Consider the following 19,330-nt stretch of genomic DNA (forward strand, 5'->3'; position numbering starts at 1 on the left):
TATCCGGTGGTGGGAAATACAATCTTGCTTTGGCCTGGGGGCTGGGCTTTTCTAGGTACTGTTTCACGATTTCAGCAAGGGTAGCGAATGCCAAGATCTATGTATCGGACGATCACGCGAATTCCACGTCTCAGCATGATATTTGTATTCGTGACCGTTGGTATTTTTGCGCTTTCTGATAAGGCGCTAGCACAAAGCGCATCGAACCTTGCGCCATCTACGTTTCAGCCGCAAAATCAACGCAATACCGGGCCCGTTACCGTTGCACGCGATCCCGGTGCCCCGGTCCCCGAAGGTGCAGACCGGCTGTTTGTGACTGTTGGTAGGGTCGAGATCGAAGGTGCGCTGCCGCAGATGGAGGCCGCAAATGATGCCTTTATCGCGCGCCTCTCCGGCAAACGTGTTCCCGCGTCCGAGATCTTTGCTGCCACCAATCGTCTGGAAAGTGCTTATAACAATGCGGGGTTCGTCCTAAGCCGGGTCGTTCTGCCGCAACAGACCTTGCGCGACGGCGGGACGCTTCGGATCGTCGTGGTTGACGGGTTTGTCGAACGCATCGACGCTTCGAAAGTGCCCGAAAGGGTGCGCGATCGGGTCGTCAAAATTACCGAGCCGCTGATCGGAAAACGCGGCATTAAGCTACAACAAATCGAACGGGCCTTGCTGTTGGCGGGGGACACGTTCGGCATCCGCTTGGCCTCGACCCTGTCGGCGGGTCAGGCCAATGGCGGCACTGTTCTGACACTGGATGGTGAGTTCAAACAATTCACTGGCTCTTACGGGTTCGACAACACCTTGTCCGATGATCTTGGCCCCGTGAACCTGAGCCTTGGGCTGGAGTTCAACGGCCTTCTGGACCTGGGTGAGACATTCTATTTCAACCTCGGCGGCTCGCCCACGCGGTTCTTTTCGGACGATGCCGAATATCGAATTCTGGCGGCGGGTGCAGTGTTCCCCATTGGCTACAATGGCCTGACGATCAACGCCGAGGTCACGTCGAGCACAGCACAGCCCGACACCGATTTTTTGCCGAATGAAAGCGAATTCGAACGGTTTTCGCTACGTCTGTTTTATCCCTGGATCCGCTCCCGGCAGCTCAACTTGTCGTCGCAATTGATCCTTGATCGGATCAGCGACACGCAGGATCTGCTGATCGGCCCGTTCGAAATTCCGATCTTTGACGACGATATTAGCGTGCTGCGCGCGACGTTGGATGCCACGCGCGCCTATGACAATGGGGGCTTCCTGCGCGGCGGTGTGGTGCTGTCACGCGGTTTGGATATTCTCGGAGCGCGGACCTCGGTCGGGCCGGGCGAAACCCCGTTCTCGCGGCAGAATGCCGAACCCGAGTTCACCAAACTGGTTCTGTCGGGGCAGTATCAGCGCCCCCTGAGCGCCAACTGGTCGCTTAATGTGAACGGCCGGATACAGACGAGCTTTGGCGATGCGCTGGTGACGTCGGAACAGTTCAGCATTGCAGGCACCAGCGAACTGTCGACCTTTGACGCGGGGTCCCTGCGCGGTGATGATGGTTGGGTGGTTAGGTCCGAGGTCGGACGGTCCCAGCGTGTCGAAGTGGCGGGTTTTCCTCTGATTCTAAAGCCTTATCTGTTTGGCGCCTATGGCGAATTGGGTATTGAAGAGCCAACGATTCTAGAACAAAGCACAACCACGGCCTATTCCTACGGAATTGGGGCTGATCTGATTACGATTGAAGACTCGACCTACAAGTCGGGATCATTACGAGTTGAATATGGGAGGGGTGAACGCGATGACCTGGGGGAAGACGAAAACCGCTTCAGTATTGTTGCTAGTCGTAGGTTCTAAGTACCGCAACAGCATGCTGCGGGGCGCGATCCTGTCGGCAACGGCGGCGCTGTGGGGCACGACGGCGCTCGCGCAATCGCTGCCAACTGGTGGGACCGTGGCAGCTGGCACCGTGACGATCACGCAGCCCAGCAGCACGCAGTTGGACATTTCGCAAGGGTCGAACTCGGCCATTGTTAACTGGAATGGCTTTTCAATTGGTGCCGATTCAACGGTAAATATCTTCCAACCCGGACAGCAGAGTGTGATCCTGAACCGGGTGACGGGCGACACGACCAGTGAAATCCTTGGCCAGTTGAATGCCAATGGGCAGGTGTTCCTGGTCAACCCCAACGGGATTTTCATCGGTCCGAATGGTGCGGTCAACGCGGGCGGCTTTGTGGCCTCGACCTTGAACATAACTGATGAAGATTTCCTGAACGGGCGCAACAATTTTGCCGGGAACGGGGCCTCGGCGGCTGTGGAGAACGCAGGCACGATCTCGATCGTACCGGGCGGCTATGCGGCGCTGATCGGCGGCAAGGTCTCGAACTCGGGTCTGATCCGGGTGCCGCTGGGCAAGGTCGGGCTTGGCGCGGGCGAACAGGTAACGCTGGATATTTCCGGCGACGGCTTTTTGCAGGTTGCTGTTCCCTCGGACAGCGATGATGCGATGATGGAGGCGCTGGTCACCAATTCCGGCCGGATCGAGGCCAATGGCGGATCCGTCCACCTCAAGGCAGCCAGCGCCCGCGATGCGGCGCGTCAGGTGATCAACATGTCCGGTGTGATCGAGGCGCAATCAGTGGGTGGCGTGTCCGGCGCTGTTGTGCTTGGCGGCAGCGGCGGTGCGGTTCAGGTCAGCGGCCGAATTGACACTTCGGCGCAGGAAACGCTGGTGGCAACCTCGCTACGGCCTAAAGTGCGTGGGGGATCAATCACCATAACCGGCGAAGCGATCACACTGGCGGGTGCCACGTTGACCGCCGACGGGGCCGGGGGTGGCGATGGCGGCACCATTCTGGTCGGCGGCGATTTCCAAGGCGGCGGCACGCTTCCCACCGCGCAGACCACCTTTGTAGATGCGGGTACGACGATCTCGGCCGATGGCGGGGATGAGGGCAATGGCGGCCGCGTGATCATCTGGTCCGACGATCTGACCGAATTCCATGGCCAGATTTCGGCCCGTGGTGGGGATATTTCGGGCGATGGCGGCTTTGTCGAGGTCTCGGGCCAGACCGATCTGGTTTATCGGGGTTTTACCGACCTTCGCGCCGCGAACGGGGAAACCGGCGAACTGTTGATTGATCCGGTGAACATAACGATCCCGGGCACGTTGACCGAAGCGGGCCTGGAAGCCCAGCTTGAATCTGCGGATGTGTTTCTGACAACGTCGATGGCCGGGCCGGATGCGGGTAATATTACGATAAACGCCGATATCGACTGGATGGCGGCCAATACGTTGTTCCTGGTCGCGGATAACATGATCACGATCAATGGTGCGATCAACGCGGTCAGCGGAGGGTTGCTGTTGAACGCAATGGGAGCGGTTGACGGCGTTGGCCGGATCACCACCGGCCCGGGCGGTAGCATCAATGTGGCCACGTTCAACCTGGTGGCTGGTTTCTGGGACCAGGTCTCGGCCACATTGCCCAGCTTTTTCGCGGGGGATTTCATCGTCTCGCCCAACGCCACATTCCTGCGCGCCACGGGCGGCAACGGATCTGGCGCGAATCCGTTTCAGTTGACCGATGTCTATGGGTTGCAGGGCCTGAACGGCTCCAGCCAGTCCTTTGCACTGGCCAACGACATCGACGCATCGCCGACGTCCAGCTGGTCCTTCGGCTTCGTGCCTGCCGACTTTTCAGGTACACTTGAAGGCAACCGCTTTGCGATCGACAACCTGTTTGTGAACAACGATTTCGTATTCGGCGGTCTGTTTGGAACTTTGAATGGCACCGTGCGCAACCTAAGCATCCGCAACGCCAACGTGACGGCACAAGGCGGCGGTATTCTGGCCGGTGAAAACACCGGCACAATCTCAGCCGTCAGCGTCTCGGGGCGGTTCAACGGCAGTGACGACGTGTCAGGTGGCCTGGTCGGCATCAACAACGGCGGCACGATTGTCGACAGTTTCTCGACCGCGACCGTTTCGGTCGAACAGATCGAGGCCGATTTCGTCGTTGCAGGCGGTTTGGTTGGCGAGAACTCGGGCGCGATCCGGCGTTCGCACAGTGTCGGCCCGGTATTGGGAGTTGGCTTCGGCGACTTCATTATGGGCGGCCTGGTGGGTGAGAACTCGGGCACCGTGGTGGATTCTTATTCGAACTCGAATGTCGATGGCACCAGCCAGTTCTCGGGACCTGCCAACACGGTAGCGGTCGGCGGGCTGGTCGGGTTCAACAATGGTGGTTCGGTCATACGCAGCTATTCCGACGGGTTTGTCGACTTTTCCGGCAGCGATTTCCCCTCGCTCGGCGGGCTGGTCGGCATCAACACCGGGTCGGTTTCAGCCTCGTTCTGGGATACGGAAAACTCGGGTCAGGCAACCAGCGCCGGTGGGACCGGTCTGACCACGTTCCAGTTGCGTGATACGGAAACCTTCTTTGCCATCGCTTCGGCTGCGGGGTGGGATTTCACCAATACATGGGCACCCGGTGTTGGCGAAGTCGGCCCGGCGAATTACACCACCTCGCCGGTTGTGTTCGCTATCCCCGATAATATCGCGGTACTGGATGGCGAAGAGCCACCAAACTTCACCACCGGCACGATCAATGGCGGCCCCTCGGTTTACCTGTTTGGCCCCGAGTCGGATTCACTGGACACCTCGACCGTGTTCCAGGGGCTGGAGTTTTTCGAAACCGAAGGGGGTGAGACTTTCTTCTTCCTGACGACGGACTTCCTGTCCAGTGCTGCAGATGTTGGCTATCAGGTGGCATCCCTTCCCGGCGCGGTCGTTACCGTTATCGACCCAATCCCGGTGCCGCCAACGCCCGAGGTCGAGGTGACGCCAACCGTTGACACAACCATTACCGGCGGCGGCGGCGGAGGTGGGACTGCCGTGACAACCGTGACCGAGGCCGAAACCGCGCTTGGAACGGTTGACAATGCCTCGCAGGAATTTGGAGGAGAGATCGCCTCTTGCGCAAGCAGCGGTGACAACGTCAGCGAGTATTTGGCCTGCTTAGCCGAGGCAATGGACGACTATGCCTCTGAGCTGGACGGTATCGTGAAAGGCCTGCCGCCGGGTCTGGAGTCGGTGGGTGACATCATTCGCGGTGCCAGCGCGGGTATCCGCGAGGCTGGTGACGAAGCCAATCGCCGCCTGTCGCTGGCCACTACCGCCGAAGAGCGCAACGCCATCCGCCGCGAGGCGGTTCAACAGGCCCGTCGGCAGATCCGTCAGGCCCAACGTGAGATCCGCAAGGCCATCACGTTGATAAGAGCAACCGATCCCGAGCTTGCCATCGTTCAGAACCAGCAGGTAGAAACGATTGTGGCTGCGGTCGGTCAAGCGGAAATCGGACTGACCCGCGCCATCGGGCTTTGATACGTCGGAGAGTGGACCTGTGTCTCTGAAACGTTGCTTCGCAGCGCTTATCCTGATGTTGTTCAGCGCAACCATGGTGCTGGCGGACAAGCGAGTTGCGCTGATCATCGGCAATTCCGATTACGTGTCGGTCAGCCCGCTGGGCAACCCGATCAACGATGCCTCGGATCTGGCTATCGCGCTGGAAGGGCTGGGGTTCGAGGTGTTTCTGGGCACCGACCTGACTCGGGATGAGATGCTGTCGCTGGCAGAGTCCTATGGCACGACTGCTGCGGATTCCGATGTATCGCTATTGTTCTACGCCGGGCACGGGTTTCAGGTGAACGGGCGCAATTATTTGGTCCCTGTTGATGCGCAGATCACCAAGCCCGAAGACATCCCCGAGCAGACAATCCAGATGGAGGAATTCGTCAACCGGATGGAACGCTCGGACGGCATCCGTCTGGTGTTTCTGGATGCCTGCCGCGACAACCCGTTCGAAGGAACGGGACTCGAGGTTGGTGGCGAGGGTCTGGCACGGGTTGGCAGCGCGGCGGACTTCATGTTTGCCTATGCGACGCAGCCGGACAACGTGGCCTATGACGGCACCGGCCGGAACAGCTTTTTCACCGAGGCGCTGCTGAGCCATATTTACACACCCGGGCAGGATATTTCGGATCTGATGATCTCGGTGCGCAAGGACGTGCTGGCCTCGACAGGGGGAAGGCAGATTCCGTGGGATAACTCGTCCCTGACGCGGCAGTTCCGGTTCGACAATAGCCCTGTCACGGCGTCTGAGGAGACGCTGCTGTGGCAGGTTGCCGCCAATGCGCAGGATGCGTCCCTGATGCAGCTCTATATGGATCGCTACCCGCAGGGCGCACATGTGAATGAGGTTGTGGCCTTTTTGGACCGGGCCGGGCAGGGGCAGACACTGACCCGCGCGGTGGCTGTCGAGGACAAAGACGAACAGGCTGAGCGTCTGTGGAAGCTGGCGCAGCGCAGCCGGATGCGCCCGCTGCTGGAGTTCTATCTTGAGCAATATCCCGACGGAGCCCATGCGGCACAGGCGCAGCGTCTGATTGCATCCATCCCGCGCCCCGAGGACAGCACACCCGGCGGCATATGTGAACGTTTGGCTACCCACCCGCGCGACCGCACGGCCAGCATCCCCGGCGTGCCGTTCAACCGTCTTCAGGAAAACGCCCTGACCGCCATTCAGGCGTGCAGTGCTGCAGCGGCGCAGACGCCTGACCTGTCCCACTACGTGGCCCTGCTGGCGCGGGCTACGATTGCGGCAGGGGATGTGGACCGGGCGGTGACGCTTTACAAGCAGGCAGCCGAAGCGGGGGACTTGCGGGCCATGGTTTCTCTGGCGCAATTGCACGAGGGCGGCACCGGTGTTCCGCAAGATCAGGCCGCTGCGCTATCTCTGTATGAACAAGCCGCCCAAGGGGGCAGCTTTGATGCGATGATCAATCTTGCCGTAACTCTGTTTGAAGGTCAGATCGTCCCCAAGGACGAAGCGCGCGCAATTGCGCTGTTGCAACAGGCAGCGAATGGGGGGTCAGCCAAGGCGACTTTCAATCTGGGCGTTCTGGCGCAGGATGGAATTACAGGTTCGCCCGATCAGGCACTTGGCTATTTCCAGCGCGCCGCACGTGAAGGCGAATATCAGGGCTATTTGGCAGCGGCGATCCTGCTGGACGAAGGGCGCGGCGTGCCCCGCGATCCGCTTGAGGCCGCGCGCATGTTGCTGCGTGGCGCGGCTGAGGATGACGGGGCGATCATGAACCAACTGTCGCTGGCCTCGGACCAGTGGACGCGCGAGACGGTGATGGAAGTGCAAAAGCTGCTGCAAAAGGCCGGGTACTACAACAGCACCATCGACGGTGTGCCGGGGCCGAATTTCATCTCGGCCCTGCAACAATGGCGCAGCGGCGGGTTCGATCCGATCATCCTGGCGGCGAACTGACGCCTCTAGTTCACCGGCACAAATTCGATCCGGCGGTTGCGGCGTTTGCCCTCTGCCGTGTCGTTCGAGGTCACGGGGCGGCTTTCGCCATAGCCCACGGTTACAAGACGTTCCGGCGCAATCCCCTGATCGACCAGATAGGCGTTCACCGCCTGCGCCCGCCGTTCGCTGAGCACCCGGTTGGCCGCATCTGATCCATCACTATCCGTATGCCCACCGATCTCGATCGTCAGGTCCGGGCAGCGGTTCACGATGTCATGCAGGTTGGTTAGCAGCGGGATCGAGGCGTCGGACAAGCGCGCGCTGCCCGAGTTGAAATAGATATTGCCGGTGCGGGACAGGATCTCCATCCGGCCTTCGCAAGCCTCGCGGTCCAGATCACCCTTGGTCTCAAGCGCCGCAGCGCCGGGGGTGGCCGCCGCCGTGATCAATTGCGGCGGGGTGCCCGCCTGGGCGCGGTCGAACACAAACCCAAAGCTGACAAAGCCAAAGGGCAGGATGTCGACGCCCGCGGCCTCTTGCAGCTTGCCGCGACCCTCTTCGAGGTTGAAATCGGGCAGGGCGATGGCAATCGGCGTGGTATTGGCCACCGCCACGCGGTCATTGTCGACCAAAGTGATGGCGACCTGCGCGTCGCCATCCTTGGTCACACCGTGTAGCGACAGAGAATAGGGAAGGTCGATGATCTTGTGCCGGGCCTGATGCAGGTCGACCAGCTTTTCGGGCGGAAGCTGGGCGGTGATAATGGCCTCGGGGTATTTGAAGGTTTCAAAGAACAAAAACCGCATCCGCACGTTGCGCAGGTCGATCTTGGTATCCACGCTGTCCATCTGTACCCGGATCTCGGCGGCACCGTCCGGGCCGATCACGCCTGACAGGCTGGCAAACCCGCTATTCTCCGCGACCGAGCTTTTCTTGACCGACAGGAATTGCAACTCGGACGCGGCACCATCCAGCGTCCAGCCGTGTTCAAACGGATCAGCGCTTTGCGCCCATGTCGCGTTGGCCAGCATAAGGCTGGCTATGGCAAAAAAGCTTCGCATCAGGTTTGAACGCGGCATGTGTGACCCTCTTCCTATGCTTGATCGCCAATCCGGGATATGTCAGGCGATGGCCACAATAAAGTCAAACGATAGATTTAGATATATTCAGATTGGCATGATGCTACGGCGTCACGGGTGTGATAAAAGAACGGCGATAAAGGATCCGATGTGTTTCGCATTTTCTACCCTCTGATTGCGATAATCAGCCTGGTATGGACCAGCCTCGCCTGGGCCGAGCCCCGCATTGCGCTGGTGATCGGAAATTCGGCCTATGGCTCGGTGTCGCCGCTGGACAATCCGGTCAATGACGCGACGCTGATTTCCGGCAAGTTGACCGAGCTGGGGTTCGAGGTTCGTAACCTGACCGATAGTTCCCAGATCGAGATGAAGCGTGCCATTGCCCAGTTTGGCCGCGATCTGCGGCAGGGGGGCGAGAATGCGGTGGGTCTGTTCTACTACGCGGGTCACGGAGTGCAGTCCTTTGGGTCGAACTACTTGTTGCCGGTTGATATCTCGCTGAGCGATCCCGCCGATCTGGATTTGATGGCGGTCGAGGCGCGCTCGGTCCTGCATCAGATGGCCTCGGCGCATAACAAAACAAATATCGTCATTCTGGATGCCTGCCGGAACAACCCGTTCGAAAATCTCGCCGATATGGATGACAACGGTTTGGCTGAGATGAAGGCTCCCACGGGCACGTTTCTGGCCTATGCCACTGACCCCGGCGGCGTCGCGCTGGACGGTGAAAAGGGCAACAGCCCCTTCACGCTGAGTTTGGCGAGCCATATCGAAACACCGGGGATGGCCATCGAACAATTGTTCAAGAAAGTCCGCGTGGATGTGCTGGAACAGACCCGAGGGCTGCAAACGCCGTGGGATACTTCGTCGCTGACGCAGGATTTCGCGTTCTCACCCGAAACTCAAACGCCCATCGTTCAAACCCAGAGCGAAGATGAGCTGTGGCAGGAAGCGATCACAAACCGTGATCCGGTGCAAATCATGCTGTTCATGCGCGCCTATCCAGACAGTATTCATGCTGACGAGGCCAGCGAGCTGTTGCAAACCGTACTGGCCGGATCCTTCGGCACCGTGCCGCAACCAAAAGTGCCGGCGCAAAAAGTGGTCGAAGCGAACGAAACTGAACGCCTCATGTATGAACTGGCGCTAGCTGATGACACGGTCCACGCCTATGAGGTCTATTTGCAGAGCTTCCCCGAGGGGGCGTTTTCAGGCAAAGCCGCTGAACGTCTTGCTGCCTTGCAGTACGGCGAGGAAACCGTCACCCGCAAGACCGAGCCAGAGGCCGAGGTGTCAGAAATCGCGCCATCGGGCGATACCCCGATGACTTTGGACTCGATATTGGATTTCGGAAACGACCATGTGCGCGGACAGACGATCAATCAGCTGGTGGCAGGCGCGCCACTGTTTCCCCCGATCGAAGGGTTGCCGGATGAGCTGTGGAAAGACCAGTCTTGCTCGAACTGCCACCAATGGACGCCCGAGGACCTGTGCAATCAGGCCCAGACCTATGTCAATCGCCCCGAGGCCGGGAATGTCGCCAAACAGCACCCCTTTGGCGGCGGTCTGAAGGTTAACCTACGCCGATGGGCATTGGGCGGATGTCAGGGCTAGGGTCCTAGCCCGACAATTTCGCCAGATCAGCGCTGAGCGCGCGTGCATCCGCGATGCTCTTTTGCAGGGCTGCAAGCCGGGCATCTGGCGTTGCACCGCCGGGGGCGTCGTTCAGGACGCGGTCAATGCGTGCGGCTGTTGCCGCGTCACCTCCTCCAATCGCATCCCGCTGTTGCAGTATTTTCAGTTTTAGCTGGGCCAATTCTGTTTCGGACGTGCGAATTTGCGCGGCCAACGCATCATTTCGAGCCTGCGCCGATGCAACGTCACCCTCGGCGGCGGCGATCCGGTCGTCATAGGCTCCGGTGGCAATGCCCGAAACCCCGGCAAAGAACCCTCCATCCGCCGGGTCGGTCGTGGTCTGACATGCGGCCAGCACAATGCAGGGCAGGGCGGCAAAGCGGATCATTCTGTCCCCCATTACAACGACGACGCCAGATCGCTTGCGATCCCGCGCATTTGGGTGATCTGGTTCGACAGCGCTGTCAGGTCTGCATCAATGGGCGATGCCGTCTGACCACGGGCAATTGTCAGCGTTCGTGCCTCGGTGAACTCGGCCTGTCGTTTGGTGGCACCGTCTATGGCCAATTCCATCTGGGTAAGGTTGCCGTTGGCTTCAGCCAGTTCTTTTTCGATCAGCGCCGGGTCCGCCTTGCCCGCAGCGATGCTGGCGTTCAGCGCGTCCAATTCAGCTTTCTGCGCGGCCAGTACCTGGTTCATGACAGTCAGCGTTGTCTGCATCTCGGCGGCATTGCGGTCCAGATCTTCTCGGATCTGGCGCAGTCGCGCCTCGCGGCCGGCATAGTTGCGCTGAACAAAGGCCACATAGGTGCCGGCAAGCGCGCCAGCCCCCAAACCGATGGAAATCCCGCTTCCCGCATCGTCGCTACCACCCAGCCCAAAGCCGATCCCGCCGCCAATCACACCTCCGGCGACGGCACCCTGAAGGATGGTCTTTTGCATGGCAGCGGCCTGTTTGACCAGATCTGCCTCGGCCTGCGTTGACCCAGTTGGCGCTGTCGCCGGGGCCGAACTCTGGCTGCTGTCGCCGCAAGCCGACAGGACCAGAGACAGTGTAACAAGACCTGCGCCTATTCGGGTGGGATAAAATCGGCCAGCCATTGGTAACTTCCTTTTCTGCTATCATCTGCTTGCGACACATGCCGGAGGAACAGCGCGGCATCCCGACGCAATTGCGCGTCGGCAAAATTCAGATCACGCGACTCCGACGCGGCACTTACAATCGAAATATTTATGTCGGGCGGGAAAAACACGACGGCGCGGCGTAGCACTTCGTCGTAGTAGCTGCGACTTTGGTCCAGCCGCCGCAGGATGATCCCGCGTGAACGGTAGATGTCGTAGATATCGTTTCGCGCCTGTTGCAAAACGGGCAGAGCGCTGTCATCTGAGCGGGCAATATCTTCGATTTGGCGCAGGGCATCCTCGGCAATGGTCAGTGTGCGTTCGACGCTGCGCAAGGCTACGATATCAGTGCGCAGCCGTTGCATCGTTGTGGCTGCCAGAAAAACCGAGACTTGCGCCGCATCCTCGAACAATTGCGCGGCCGAAGCGTTTTCAGGCATTGGCAGTCCCTGCCGATACCTGTCTAACGCCGGGCCAAGATCACGGGTCAGCGGGTCAGTCAAATGCCCCAAAGCCATCAGGGCCGAGGCAAGTTGCTCGGGGTCTGCCTCGGTCATCGTGGTGGGGATTGGATCGGCAATAAGAGCTGTCGCACCGTCCAGCCCCGATAGTTTCTCGTGCGCGAAAGTTGCGAACAATCCGTCTGGAAAGGTCTGCAAATAGGTTTCGAACGCCCGTTTGTCTGAACTCGAGGCGATCTGCCTCCAATGTTCCAGATCGGCAGCGATGTCGTCTTGGGGCGTGCTGCCCGGCAAGCCCGGCGCAAAGCTATGTTCGTCCAGAACCGATTCCTCAACCCAAGGGATCTGGCGCCCTTCCGTCTCGAGAACCACTTGTTGGCGGACCCGACCCAGCATCAGTCGAACGTCCAGATCTGGGGTTGAGATATGGTCTAAAAGCCCCGAGGTGAACACGCTGTTCTGACCTTCGCCGTCATAGGCCACATTGCCGGGATCCGTGGCATAGGCGATCAACAGACCAGCGCCGCCGCGCATTCGGACCAGCCCTTGTTCCACTAACCCGCTATCCGAAAACGGATTATTGCGGCAGGCGTCCAACAGCAGGATGCCAACATCCGGCCCTGCCTTGGCCATCACGTCCCGCACCCGGTCCAGCGTCATCGAACTGCGCTGCAGCGAGCCGAGATCTGACCCTTGGAAATCGGTGCCGATCAGGTAATTCGCCCCACCGATTTGCACCCCGTGCCCGGCATAAAAGAACACGGCCATTTCCGCCCCTTGCGCCGCGATACCGAATTGATCCACCGCGCGTTCCATGGCTGCGGCGTTCTGGTTTAAGGCCTGAATGACGGTAAAGCCCAGCTCCTTTAACGCGTCGCTCAAGGCGGAGACATCATTGCCGGGGTTGCGCAGCGACATATCCGGCGATGCATAGTCCGAATTGCCTATCATCAACGCGACACGGTCCGAAGCAAGTAGCGGAGATGCACACAGAACCGCGCAGAAAAACAGGGCAACTCGGCCAGCAATCAGGCGGATCACATTCATATACTCACATTACCGCAAAGAATCGAATGACCACAATTCGTTTTCCCGCACGACGTTAAATTCGCGGGCTAGGCCGCGCCTGCCGCCTGGGACACAGTTTAGCTTGTCCGTTCCTTTGCCAGCCGTTTGGCAGCCTGATCCCCGGCAACGTCGACCTGATGCTTAAGCTCCTGTGCCACAACAATCATCGCCGCATGCGGGTTCAATTCGGTGTCCAGCGGGCGATAGCTGTTCAGCGCCTCAGACAGTTTTTTGGTGCGCTTCGCAAAGCTGGAAAGAATAGCGTGATCAGCAGAGTCGTCGGGGACAACATAGTTTTCGAGCAATTTGTTGATTTCCGGTGTCTTGAAATACCGAGAGTCCATGCCCGGTTTCGATTTCACCGCGCTGGCCTTGATCCGCGACCAGGCTTTCACGTCGGGCTCCACATCACAGGGCAACCAGTCCACATCCGCGTGCGAACCAATGGTTTCGAACTCTTTATCCTGCAGGGCCGCGCGCAGATAGGCGACCACGCCCTGACACACGTCCGCGCTGTCTTCGAACGCCTCGGGCGTCAGGCCACAGCTTTGCAGCGCGCGGCGGGCCTGTGCGTCGCCATCGATACAGGCACCATAGGCCAGAACGCATTTTCCAAGCGTGGTGTTGACCTTGATCGCTTCACGGGCGAGGCGGCGGTTCTTGGGCTGCTCGCGCGCCAAAACAAACAGCTCCCAACCCTTCTGGATTTGTTCGCGGCCATGTTTCCCGAACCAATAGCTGTTGAGGAACTTGCCGATCTTCTCGATGCTGGTCAGAACAGCCGCGCCGATATGCGTGGCATCGGTCAGCCGGGCAATTTCGGCCCCGACGCCAGCTGAATCGGCGGCGACCTGCGCAGCATCATGGGCGGTGCCTGCGATCAGCACGTCCCGCTCGCCCACCACGGCAGGTTCATAGGGGCTGTAGCTGCCACGTATCGCATTCATCTCGCGGCTCCATTTGTTCAGCGACTTGCGGCGGCGATGCAGCTTGATGCTGTCGGCAATCAGAGTGCGGATCTTGCCCAACAGTGCCGCGCCCGGCATGGCGGCCAGCAAAATGCCGGTAGCCCCTTTGGTGGCTTGATCAATCATTTTGATGCGCTGGTCGGTTTTCTTGACCTGCAGGGTCAGTTCCTCGACCGCCGACATCGCCCGCTCATACTCTTCAGCATAGATTTTCGGGTCGGAATATTGGTCCAACCGCGTCAAATCGGCCTGTTTTTTCAGTTTTTCAAGCCACTCGTCCTCTTCATCGATATCCGCCTCGACCGAGGCGACGAATTTGGGATCCTTCAGCAAAGTGGCGGTCACGTCGTCATAGAGAACCCGCACCTCGGCTTCGAGCTTATTGTTATTACGTGTGGGTCGTTTTTCAATCTCATCGATCTTGTCGATCATCGAGTCCAGTTTATCGTCCAGCGCCTTCTCATCTTCGGGTGACAGGTTAAGCTCGGCCACGTCGCGCGCATCCTGCGAAACCATGCTGTCGTAAATTTCGCCCAATTTTTTGAGCGCGCCCATAACCGCAGTCGGATCGGCCTTGTCCGGGTCCAACGAAAGGAACAGTTTCACATCCTTCTGGTCCTCGGGCAGCTTGTATTTCTTGACCATGGCGCGGCATTTATCCATCGCCTTTTTCACCTTGACCCGGTCGGTCATAAAGCTTTCGTCCGCGATTTGCTGAGACAACTCGCGCGCTTCGTCCATGACCCCGCGCTGATCGGCGACGGTTGCCATGTTGCCGCTCATGCCGAAATCGGTCTGACCCCCGGCATGGGCCTCTTCCTCGAACGGGTTGGTTGCAAAGGGCGAGTCGCTGCCGTGGCCGCCCCAACCGGCCTCGATATCGCGCGCGTCCTTGTCGACGCGGACCGCATCCCCCTGCAAACCGGCGGTACCTGCAAAACTTGCCGCCACAGGCAACAGGGCCAGTTCCTTGACGAACGTGTCCCAATCACCTTTCTGGGCGGCCGCCACCATCTTGTCGATCATCTGGGTCGACATCCCGATGGCCTTGGCCAGCATCCCCCACGAGGCGGCCTCGTCCCGGCTGTCCTTGCCGGTGTCGCCCCAGCCGCCATCTTCACCCTTGGTGCCGCTGGCCGACATGCTTTCGCCTGCCGCGTCACACAGATCGGCGACCGCTTCGACCACCAGCTCGCGCGGATCGCGCAAGGTTCCCTTGGCCTTGGCCTCAGCCAGTTCGCTCAGCTTCGAGACTGCTTTTAGCCCGGCCTTTCCGGCCAGAATCCCGAACTTGGTCTTGTGTTCGCGGTTTTGCGTATCGGCGTCGCTGGTCAGTTCCTTGGCGGTGCTGCCGGCGGTCATGCCTGCCGCGAAGGCATCGGCCATCGCCCCGGCCAGACCAATCGCCACCTCGCGTTTCTTTTTCTTCTTGTCCCGCGCGCCTTCAACGGCCTCGACCGCACCAAGAGCTGCTGCAACTGCGCATTTGCGGGCAGCGTCCTGCCGCACGTATTCCCCATAGGCCTGGGTCATCTTGGCGGCCTTGATATTTCCCAGCTCGCGCTCAAGCTCGGCCTTGTCTGTCACTGAGGCGGTTTCCATCTCGGCCAGAATCCGCTTTTCTTCGCCCGCCAGCCAGTCGTCGTAGTCGCCTTTACCGCCGTCCTCTTTGAATTTGTCGAACTGTGCCTGCGTCAATTGCAATTGCGTGACCTTGGCCTCGTCATCAGCCAGTTCTGACAGGGTCATGCCGTCCTTGATCTCAAGGTTCGCATATTCCAGCTTGTTCTGTTCAACCGACACGCCGTCCAACTCATTGCGCAGCTGAATCAGCTTTTCTTCGTCTTTTTCCGTCTCCATCTGCGCAACAAGAGTTTCTTCTTCCTGCGACAGCCAATCCTTGTAGCTTGTCGCGCCTTCCGGGTGGGCCTTAGCATAGCGCGCTTCGGTCAGATCAGATTGCGAAATCTTGGGGCGGTCCTCTTCGTCCATCTTCTTGATCTCGGCGATGGTTTTGCCGTCAATTACCAGATCGTCATATTCGTCGGGCATTTCATCATACGGGACGACATCGCCTTCGATCACATCCGCGCCCTTGAACTTCATGAATTCCGCAATATCGTCGCGGCTGGCCTCGGTGATCGACAGATTGGCGTAGTCGAGGGCCTGCGAACTTGCCAAATTCGCCGCACCAATCAGTAATTTGGCGTTGCGCAGACCCGACCCCAGCTTGGAGCCGCCCATTTCCTGCCCCTCTTCTTCCGCCATCAGGCGGGTATAGATCGCGGTGGCATTGCTGAACACGTTCAGCCCCTCGGAAAAACTGTCGGGCACCAGGTTGGACGGAATGACCCCTTCGCGCACCAGCGGGGTCCACAGTTCCTTTTCGATGTCGCGGTCGCTGAACAGCCGCTTGCCATCCTTGCCTTGCAGCTTGGCAAGATCGTTGGATTTTTCGATCAGCGGTTCTAGCTTGGCATACATCTCGCGGATTGCAGCGGCGGCCTCGGGCGAGGAAAAGGCAAATTCCTCGTCGCCCTTTTTCAACTTCTTGAACTCACCCGCGCGGTCGGCATAGCTGTCCCATTCGGCGTTCTCGATCTCGACCGGGATTTTCTTGTCGCCCACATTGGCCAGAACCTGAATGCGCTTGGGCGTTTTGATGCCCATCTTTTTCCACACAAGTCCGGCAGCAGGGTTCAGGGACATCGTGCTTTCGATGTTCTTGTCGTAAGTCATGACGACGAAATCCATATCGGACAAATGCGTCTGGAGGTCGGATTTGATCTTGTCGAATTCTGCGGTCTTCAACGTCGCGTCGATGAAACTCTGACGCTGTTCGAAATCGTGCAGCTCATTGGCCAGTTCAGGGGCCAGAGTATCATTTTCACCGCAGACCTGTTTCAGCCATTCATGTTCTTTTTCAAATGCCATGATCTTTGTCCCCGGTTACGACTGTTTGACTTCGGCCAGAAGGTCGGCTTCGGTTTTTTCGAGGAAGTAGAGGAACCTGCGCACCGGGCGCCCGCCGTCAAACGGGTTGGTCTTGTAAAGCCCGCCGATCTTGCTTTCGTCCAGAAACCGCCTGTTGCGGCGGATCATGGCAAAGGCCTGTTCGCGCAGCGCAATAAGCTCGGGCATGTCCGCATCCTTGGCGGCGGTGATCAGCTTGAAACATTCGGCCGAAAGGTCCATCTTTAGGCCGACCTGTTCGGCAACGGATTTGATTGCTTTTTCATTATTGTCGATCAGAGCCAAGACGTTTCGGGCCGTTTCATCTGCGTCCGAGTCGCGCGCTTTGGCGGCGACGGATTTCACGTGCTTGCCGTAGAACTCATCCATTCCCTTGAAATAAGGCGACAGACTGTCGATCAGCCGGTTCAGGATCATCTCGAACTTCTCAGCGGGCGGTTTGCCTTTCAGGTCCAGCGTGACATTTGCATCGGCAAACTCGCGCGCCTCGTCCATCAACCGCAGCGCTTCGTCGCGCAATTCGACCCAATCCTCAACCGAGGCCGCAGATTTTGCGCGGCTTTTCAGCGCTTTCAGCAGGGTCTCGTTGCTTTCGAAACTGTCCCGTGCCGCCCCTTTGAGGTGTTTCTTTTCCGCCGAGATCAGATTGTCGAACCGGTCGCGGGCTTCTTTGTACCGCGCCTTGGCTTCTGCGGTCTTTTCGTTCTTGTCGCCCGACGTGTCCATATCGGAAAGTGCGTCCTTAAACGCCGTGCTACCATGCCCCTTTATGCCGGCAATCAGCGCCGAAGGCGCTTTCTTGCCCTTCAGCCCTTTGAACGCGTCTTCGGCCTGTTTTAGCAACCGGGTTTCACGGCCAATCTCGGCAATCAGTTTTTTCAGGGCCAGTTCACCGTTGAATTCGTAGGTTGTGTTGTCGCCAATTTCGATGGTTCCCCAGAGCTTGGCAAATTTCCCCTCAAAACTTCCGACGTAGTCTTTGCGGTCGGCGGCAGACTTAAGCCGTTTCAGCATCGCGGCGTCAATCTTCAGCCCCTCGGCCATGTTGTTGTCATTGCCGGTGTCCAGCTTGTCAGAAAAGGCCTTTAACGTGGCCTTGAATTGATTGACATAGGCTTTGGTCAGGTCCTTGCGCGCCGAATTGAATCTTTTTTCGAAATCCTTGTAGAGCGTGCGATAATATTCCGCGCTTTCCACCTGAGCTTCCAACTTCTTTTCCTGCGATTTCAGGGTTTTCAGACAATCAGGCAGATTTTTGGGGTCTTTGACCTTTTCATTCGCCCCGTCGAACTGATCTTTATAAAACTGCTTGCCAGTAGCGGTGTATTTCAGAACGCCCTTATCCAGTTGGGTCTGCCACCTCTGGGCGCATTTTTCATATTCGACATAGTCGTCGACGTTATCCTCCAGAACTTTCAGTTCGACTGCCATCTCGTGTTCGAATGTTTCCAACAGCTCCAGATCGGCGCGGCCCAGTTCCTCTGACCCCGCAATCAACTGCATAACCTCAAGATTTGCGGCCAGCGGACGCAGCACTTCTTGCGGTAATCCGGTCAGACCGCGCCGGATCAACGGGATCGAGCGGCGGGTCTGCAATTCGCCGTGGCCCGTCGCATCCGCGCCTTCCTGTTTGATCTCGTGATCCGAGATAGCCAGATATTTGGCCAGCTTTTTCTCATGAAATTCAGCGCATTCCTTGAAGAAGGCTGCCAGCAGTTTTTCGCCGGCGGCGACTTCTTTTACCGCCTTTTTCTGCCAGGTCAGGATCTTGTCGACATCCTCTTCGAAATGGTCCTTGGCGTCTTCAAGCTTTGGCAGGTGCACATAGTTGGGCATGGTGTCGTTGAACTTGGCCAGCGCCTCGTAGGGTTTGTTCTTTTTGTCCTTGTATCTTGCCGCGTATTTCTTGCGCATGTTGCTTGCGGTGATGCGCATGTCCCTCATATGCCGAGTGGTATCGACCACCTCGCGGGCCAGACGATCCAGACGGTTGGCATCGGCTTCGTCGGCCAGTTCTTTGGTCGATTTCCGGCCCGCGACCGCCTGTTCCAGATCCTGATCCTCATTCCTCAAAATCTCGCCTTTCGGGGCATCGGCGGCCGGGTTTTCGGACAGGGCCAACTTTTCGAGTGTCTCAAGATACAGCAAACCATTCAGAACCGCCTGAGCCTTGGAATAATCCCCATCGGTGCACAGTTTCTCGGCCACTTTCGCAGCCCGTTTCAGCACGCGCTGACCCCGACGGGCGAGCTTGTCGTGATCGCTGTCCTGATCGCCCTTTTCGGCCTTTTGGTCTTGCAGATCGGCCAGATCGCCCCGCACGGTCTTGAGTTTCAGGTCAATCGAGGCCTTGAGCGCCGCAACTTTCTTGTCGCGCAGTTTCTTGTCTTTTTGGTGGTCACGGAAATCAATCGGATGCCGCCATGCTCTCAGCAGCTTGACCTCTTGCGAGGACAGCTCGAACTTCTCTAGTTCCCGATCTGTAAAAGTGAACAGCTCGGGGTCGAACTCATCAAGATCGGCACCCTCTTCGGTCATACCATAAAGCTGAGCTGCCGCCTGACTGATTTTCTCTTCGATGGACGTCCCATCGGGCCGGTCGGGCACCACTACGGATTTCAGTTTTAGGGCTGCCATCAACTTGGCGGCAAAATCGCGCGCCCGTTCGGCTTTTTTCGGATCTACAGTGTCGTCCAGTTCCTGAACTTCTGCGCCTTCAGGCATTTGCTTTC

Annotated in this window: 10 protein-coding genes; 4 read left to right on the plus strand and 6 right to left on the minus strand. The window is 58.6% G+C overall.

Annotated features, from left to right (window positions below):
- The first annotated feature begins 150 nt into the window (after positions 1-150).
- The 3 genes from ACR0L1_RS10005 to ACR0L1_RS10015 are packed head-to-tail and all read left to right on the plus strand — an operon-like array spanning position 151 to position 7,310.
- Positions 151-1,827 (plus strand): ShlB/FhaC/HecB family hemolysin secretion/activation protein, encoded by a 1,677-nt coding sequence (locus ACR0L1_RS10005; protein WP_480858550.1) that lies wholly within the window; start codon positions 151-153, stop codon positions 1,825-1,827.
- Complete coding sequence (locus ACR0L1_RS10010) at positions 1,772-5,356, plus strand: two-partner secretion domain-containing protein (RefSeq protein WP_480858552.1); 3,585 nt, start codon at positions 1,772-1,774, stop codon at positions 5,354-5,356. Before ACR0L1_RS10005 ends, ACR0L1_RS10010 begins: the two co-directional genes overlap by 56 nt.
- Positions 5,357-5,375: 19 nt before the next feature.
- Entirely contained in the window at positions 5,376-7,310 is a 1,935-nt protein-coding gene (locus tag ACR0L1_RS10015) for a caspase family protein (RefSeq protein WP_480858554.1), read from the plus strand.
- Between the two features lie 5 nt (positions 7,311-7,315).
- Here ACR0L1_RS10015 and ACR0L1_RS10020 read toward each other — a convergent pair whose 3' ends face one another.
- Entirely contained in the window at positions 7,316-8,371 is a 1,056-nt protein-coding gene (locus ACR0L1_RS10020) for an OmpA family protein (RefSeq protein WP_480858556.1), read from the minus strand.
- A 150-nt stretch (positions 8,372-8,521) separates the two neighbouring features.
- On the opposite strand from ACR0L1_RS10020, the gene ACR0L1_RS10025 reads away from it, so the two are divergent.
- Positions 8,522-9,985 carry a caspase family protein gene (locus ACR0L1_RS10025; RefSeq protein WP_480858558.1) on the plus strand — a complete coding sequence of 488 codons (1,464 nt, stop codon included), beginning with the start codon at positions 8,522-8,524 and terminating at the stop codon, positions 9,983-9,985.
- Between the two features lie 4 nt (positions 9,986-9,989).
- Here ACR0L1_RS10025 and ACR0L1_RS10030 read toward each other — a convergent pair whose 3' ends face one another.
- The 5 genes from ACR0L1_RS10030 to ACR0L1_RS10050 all read right to left on the minus strand — a co-directional run bounded on the left by ACR0L1_RS10030 (position 9,990) and on the right by ACR0L1_RS10050 (position 19,322).
- Positions 9,990-10,394, minus strand: coding sequence for a hypothetical protein (locus tag ACR0L1_RS10030; protein WP_480858560.1), 405 nt, complete (start codon positions 10,392-10,394; stop codon positions 9,990-9,992).
- Between the two features lie 11 nt (positions 10,395-10,405).
- Positions 10,406-11,107, minus strand: coding sequence for a hypothetical protein (locus ACR0L1_RS10035; protein ID WP_480858562.1), 702 nt, complete (start codon positions 11,105-11,107; stop codon positions 10,406-10,408).
- Positions 11,077-12,630 (minus strand): caspase family protein, encoded by a 1,554-nt coding sequence (locus tag ACR0L1_RS10040; protein WP_480858564.1) that lies wholly within the window; start codon positions 12,628-12,630, stop codon positions 11,077-11,079. Before ACR0L1_RS10040 ends, ACR0L1_RS10035 begins: the two co-directional genes overlap by 31 nt.
- A 104-nt stretch (positions 12,631-12,734) precedes the next feature.
- Positions 12,735-16,559 carry a hypothetical protein gene (locus tag ACR0L1_RS10045; protein WP_480858566.1) on the minus strand — a complete coding sequence of 1,275 codons (3,825 nt, stop codon included), beginning with the start codon at positions 16,557-16,559 and terminating at the stop codon, positions 12,735-12,737.
- Between the two features lie 15 nt (positions 16,560-16,574).
- A complete protein-coding gene (locus ACR0L1_RS10050) occupies positions 16,575-19,322 on the minus strand; it encodes a hypothetical protein (protein ID WP_480858568.1) in 2,748 nt (915 codons plus the stop codon).
- Positions 19,323-19,330 lie beyond the last annotated feature (8 nt).

This window comes from Ruegeria sp. J8 (assembly GCF_056531925.1).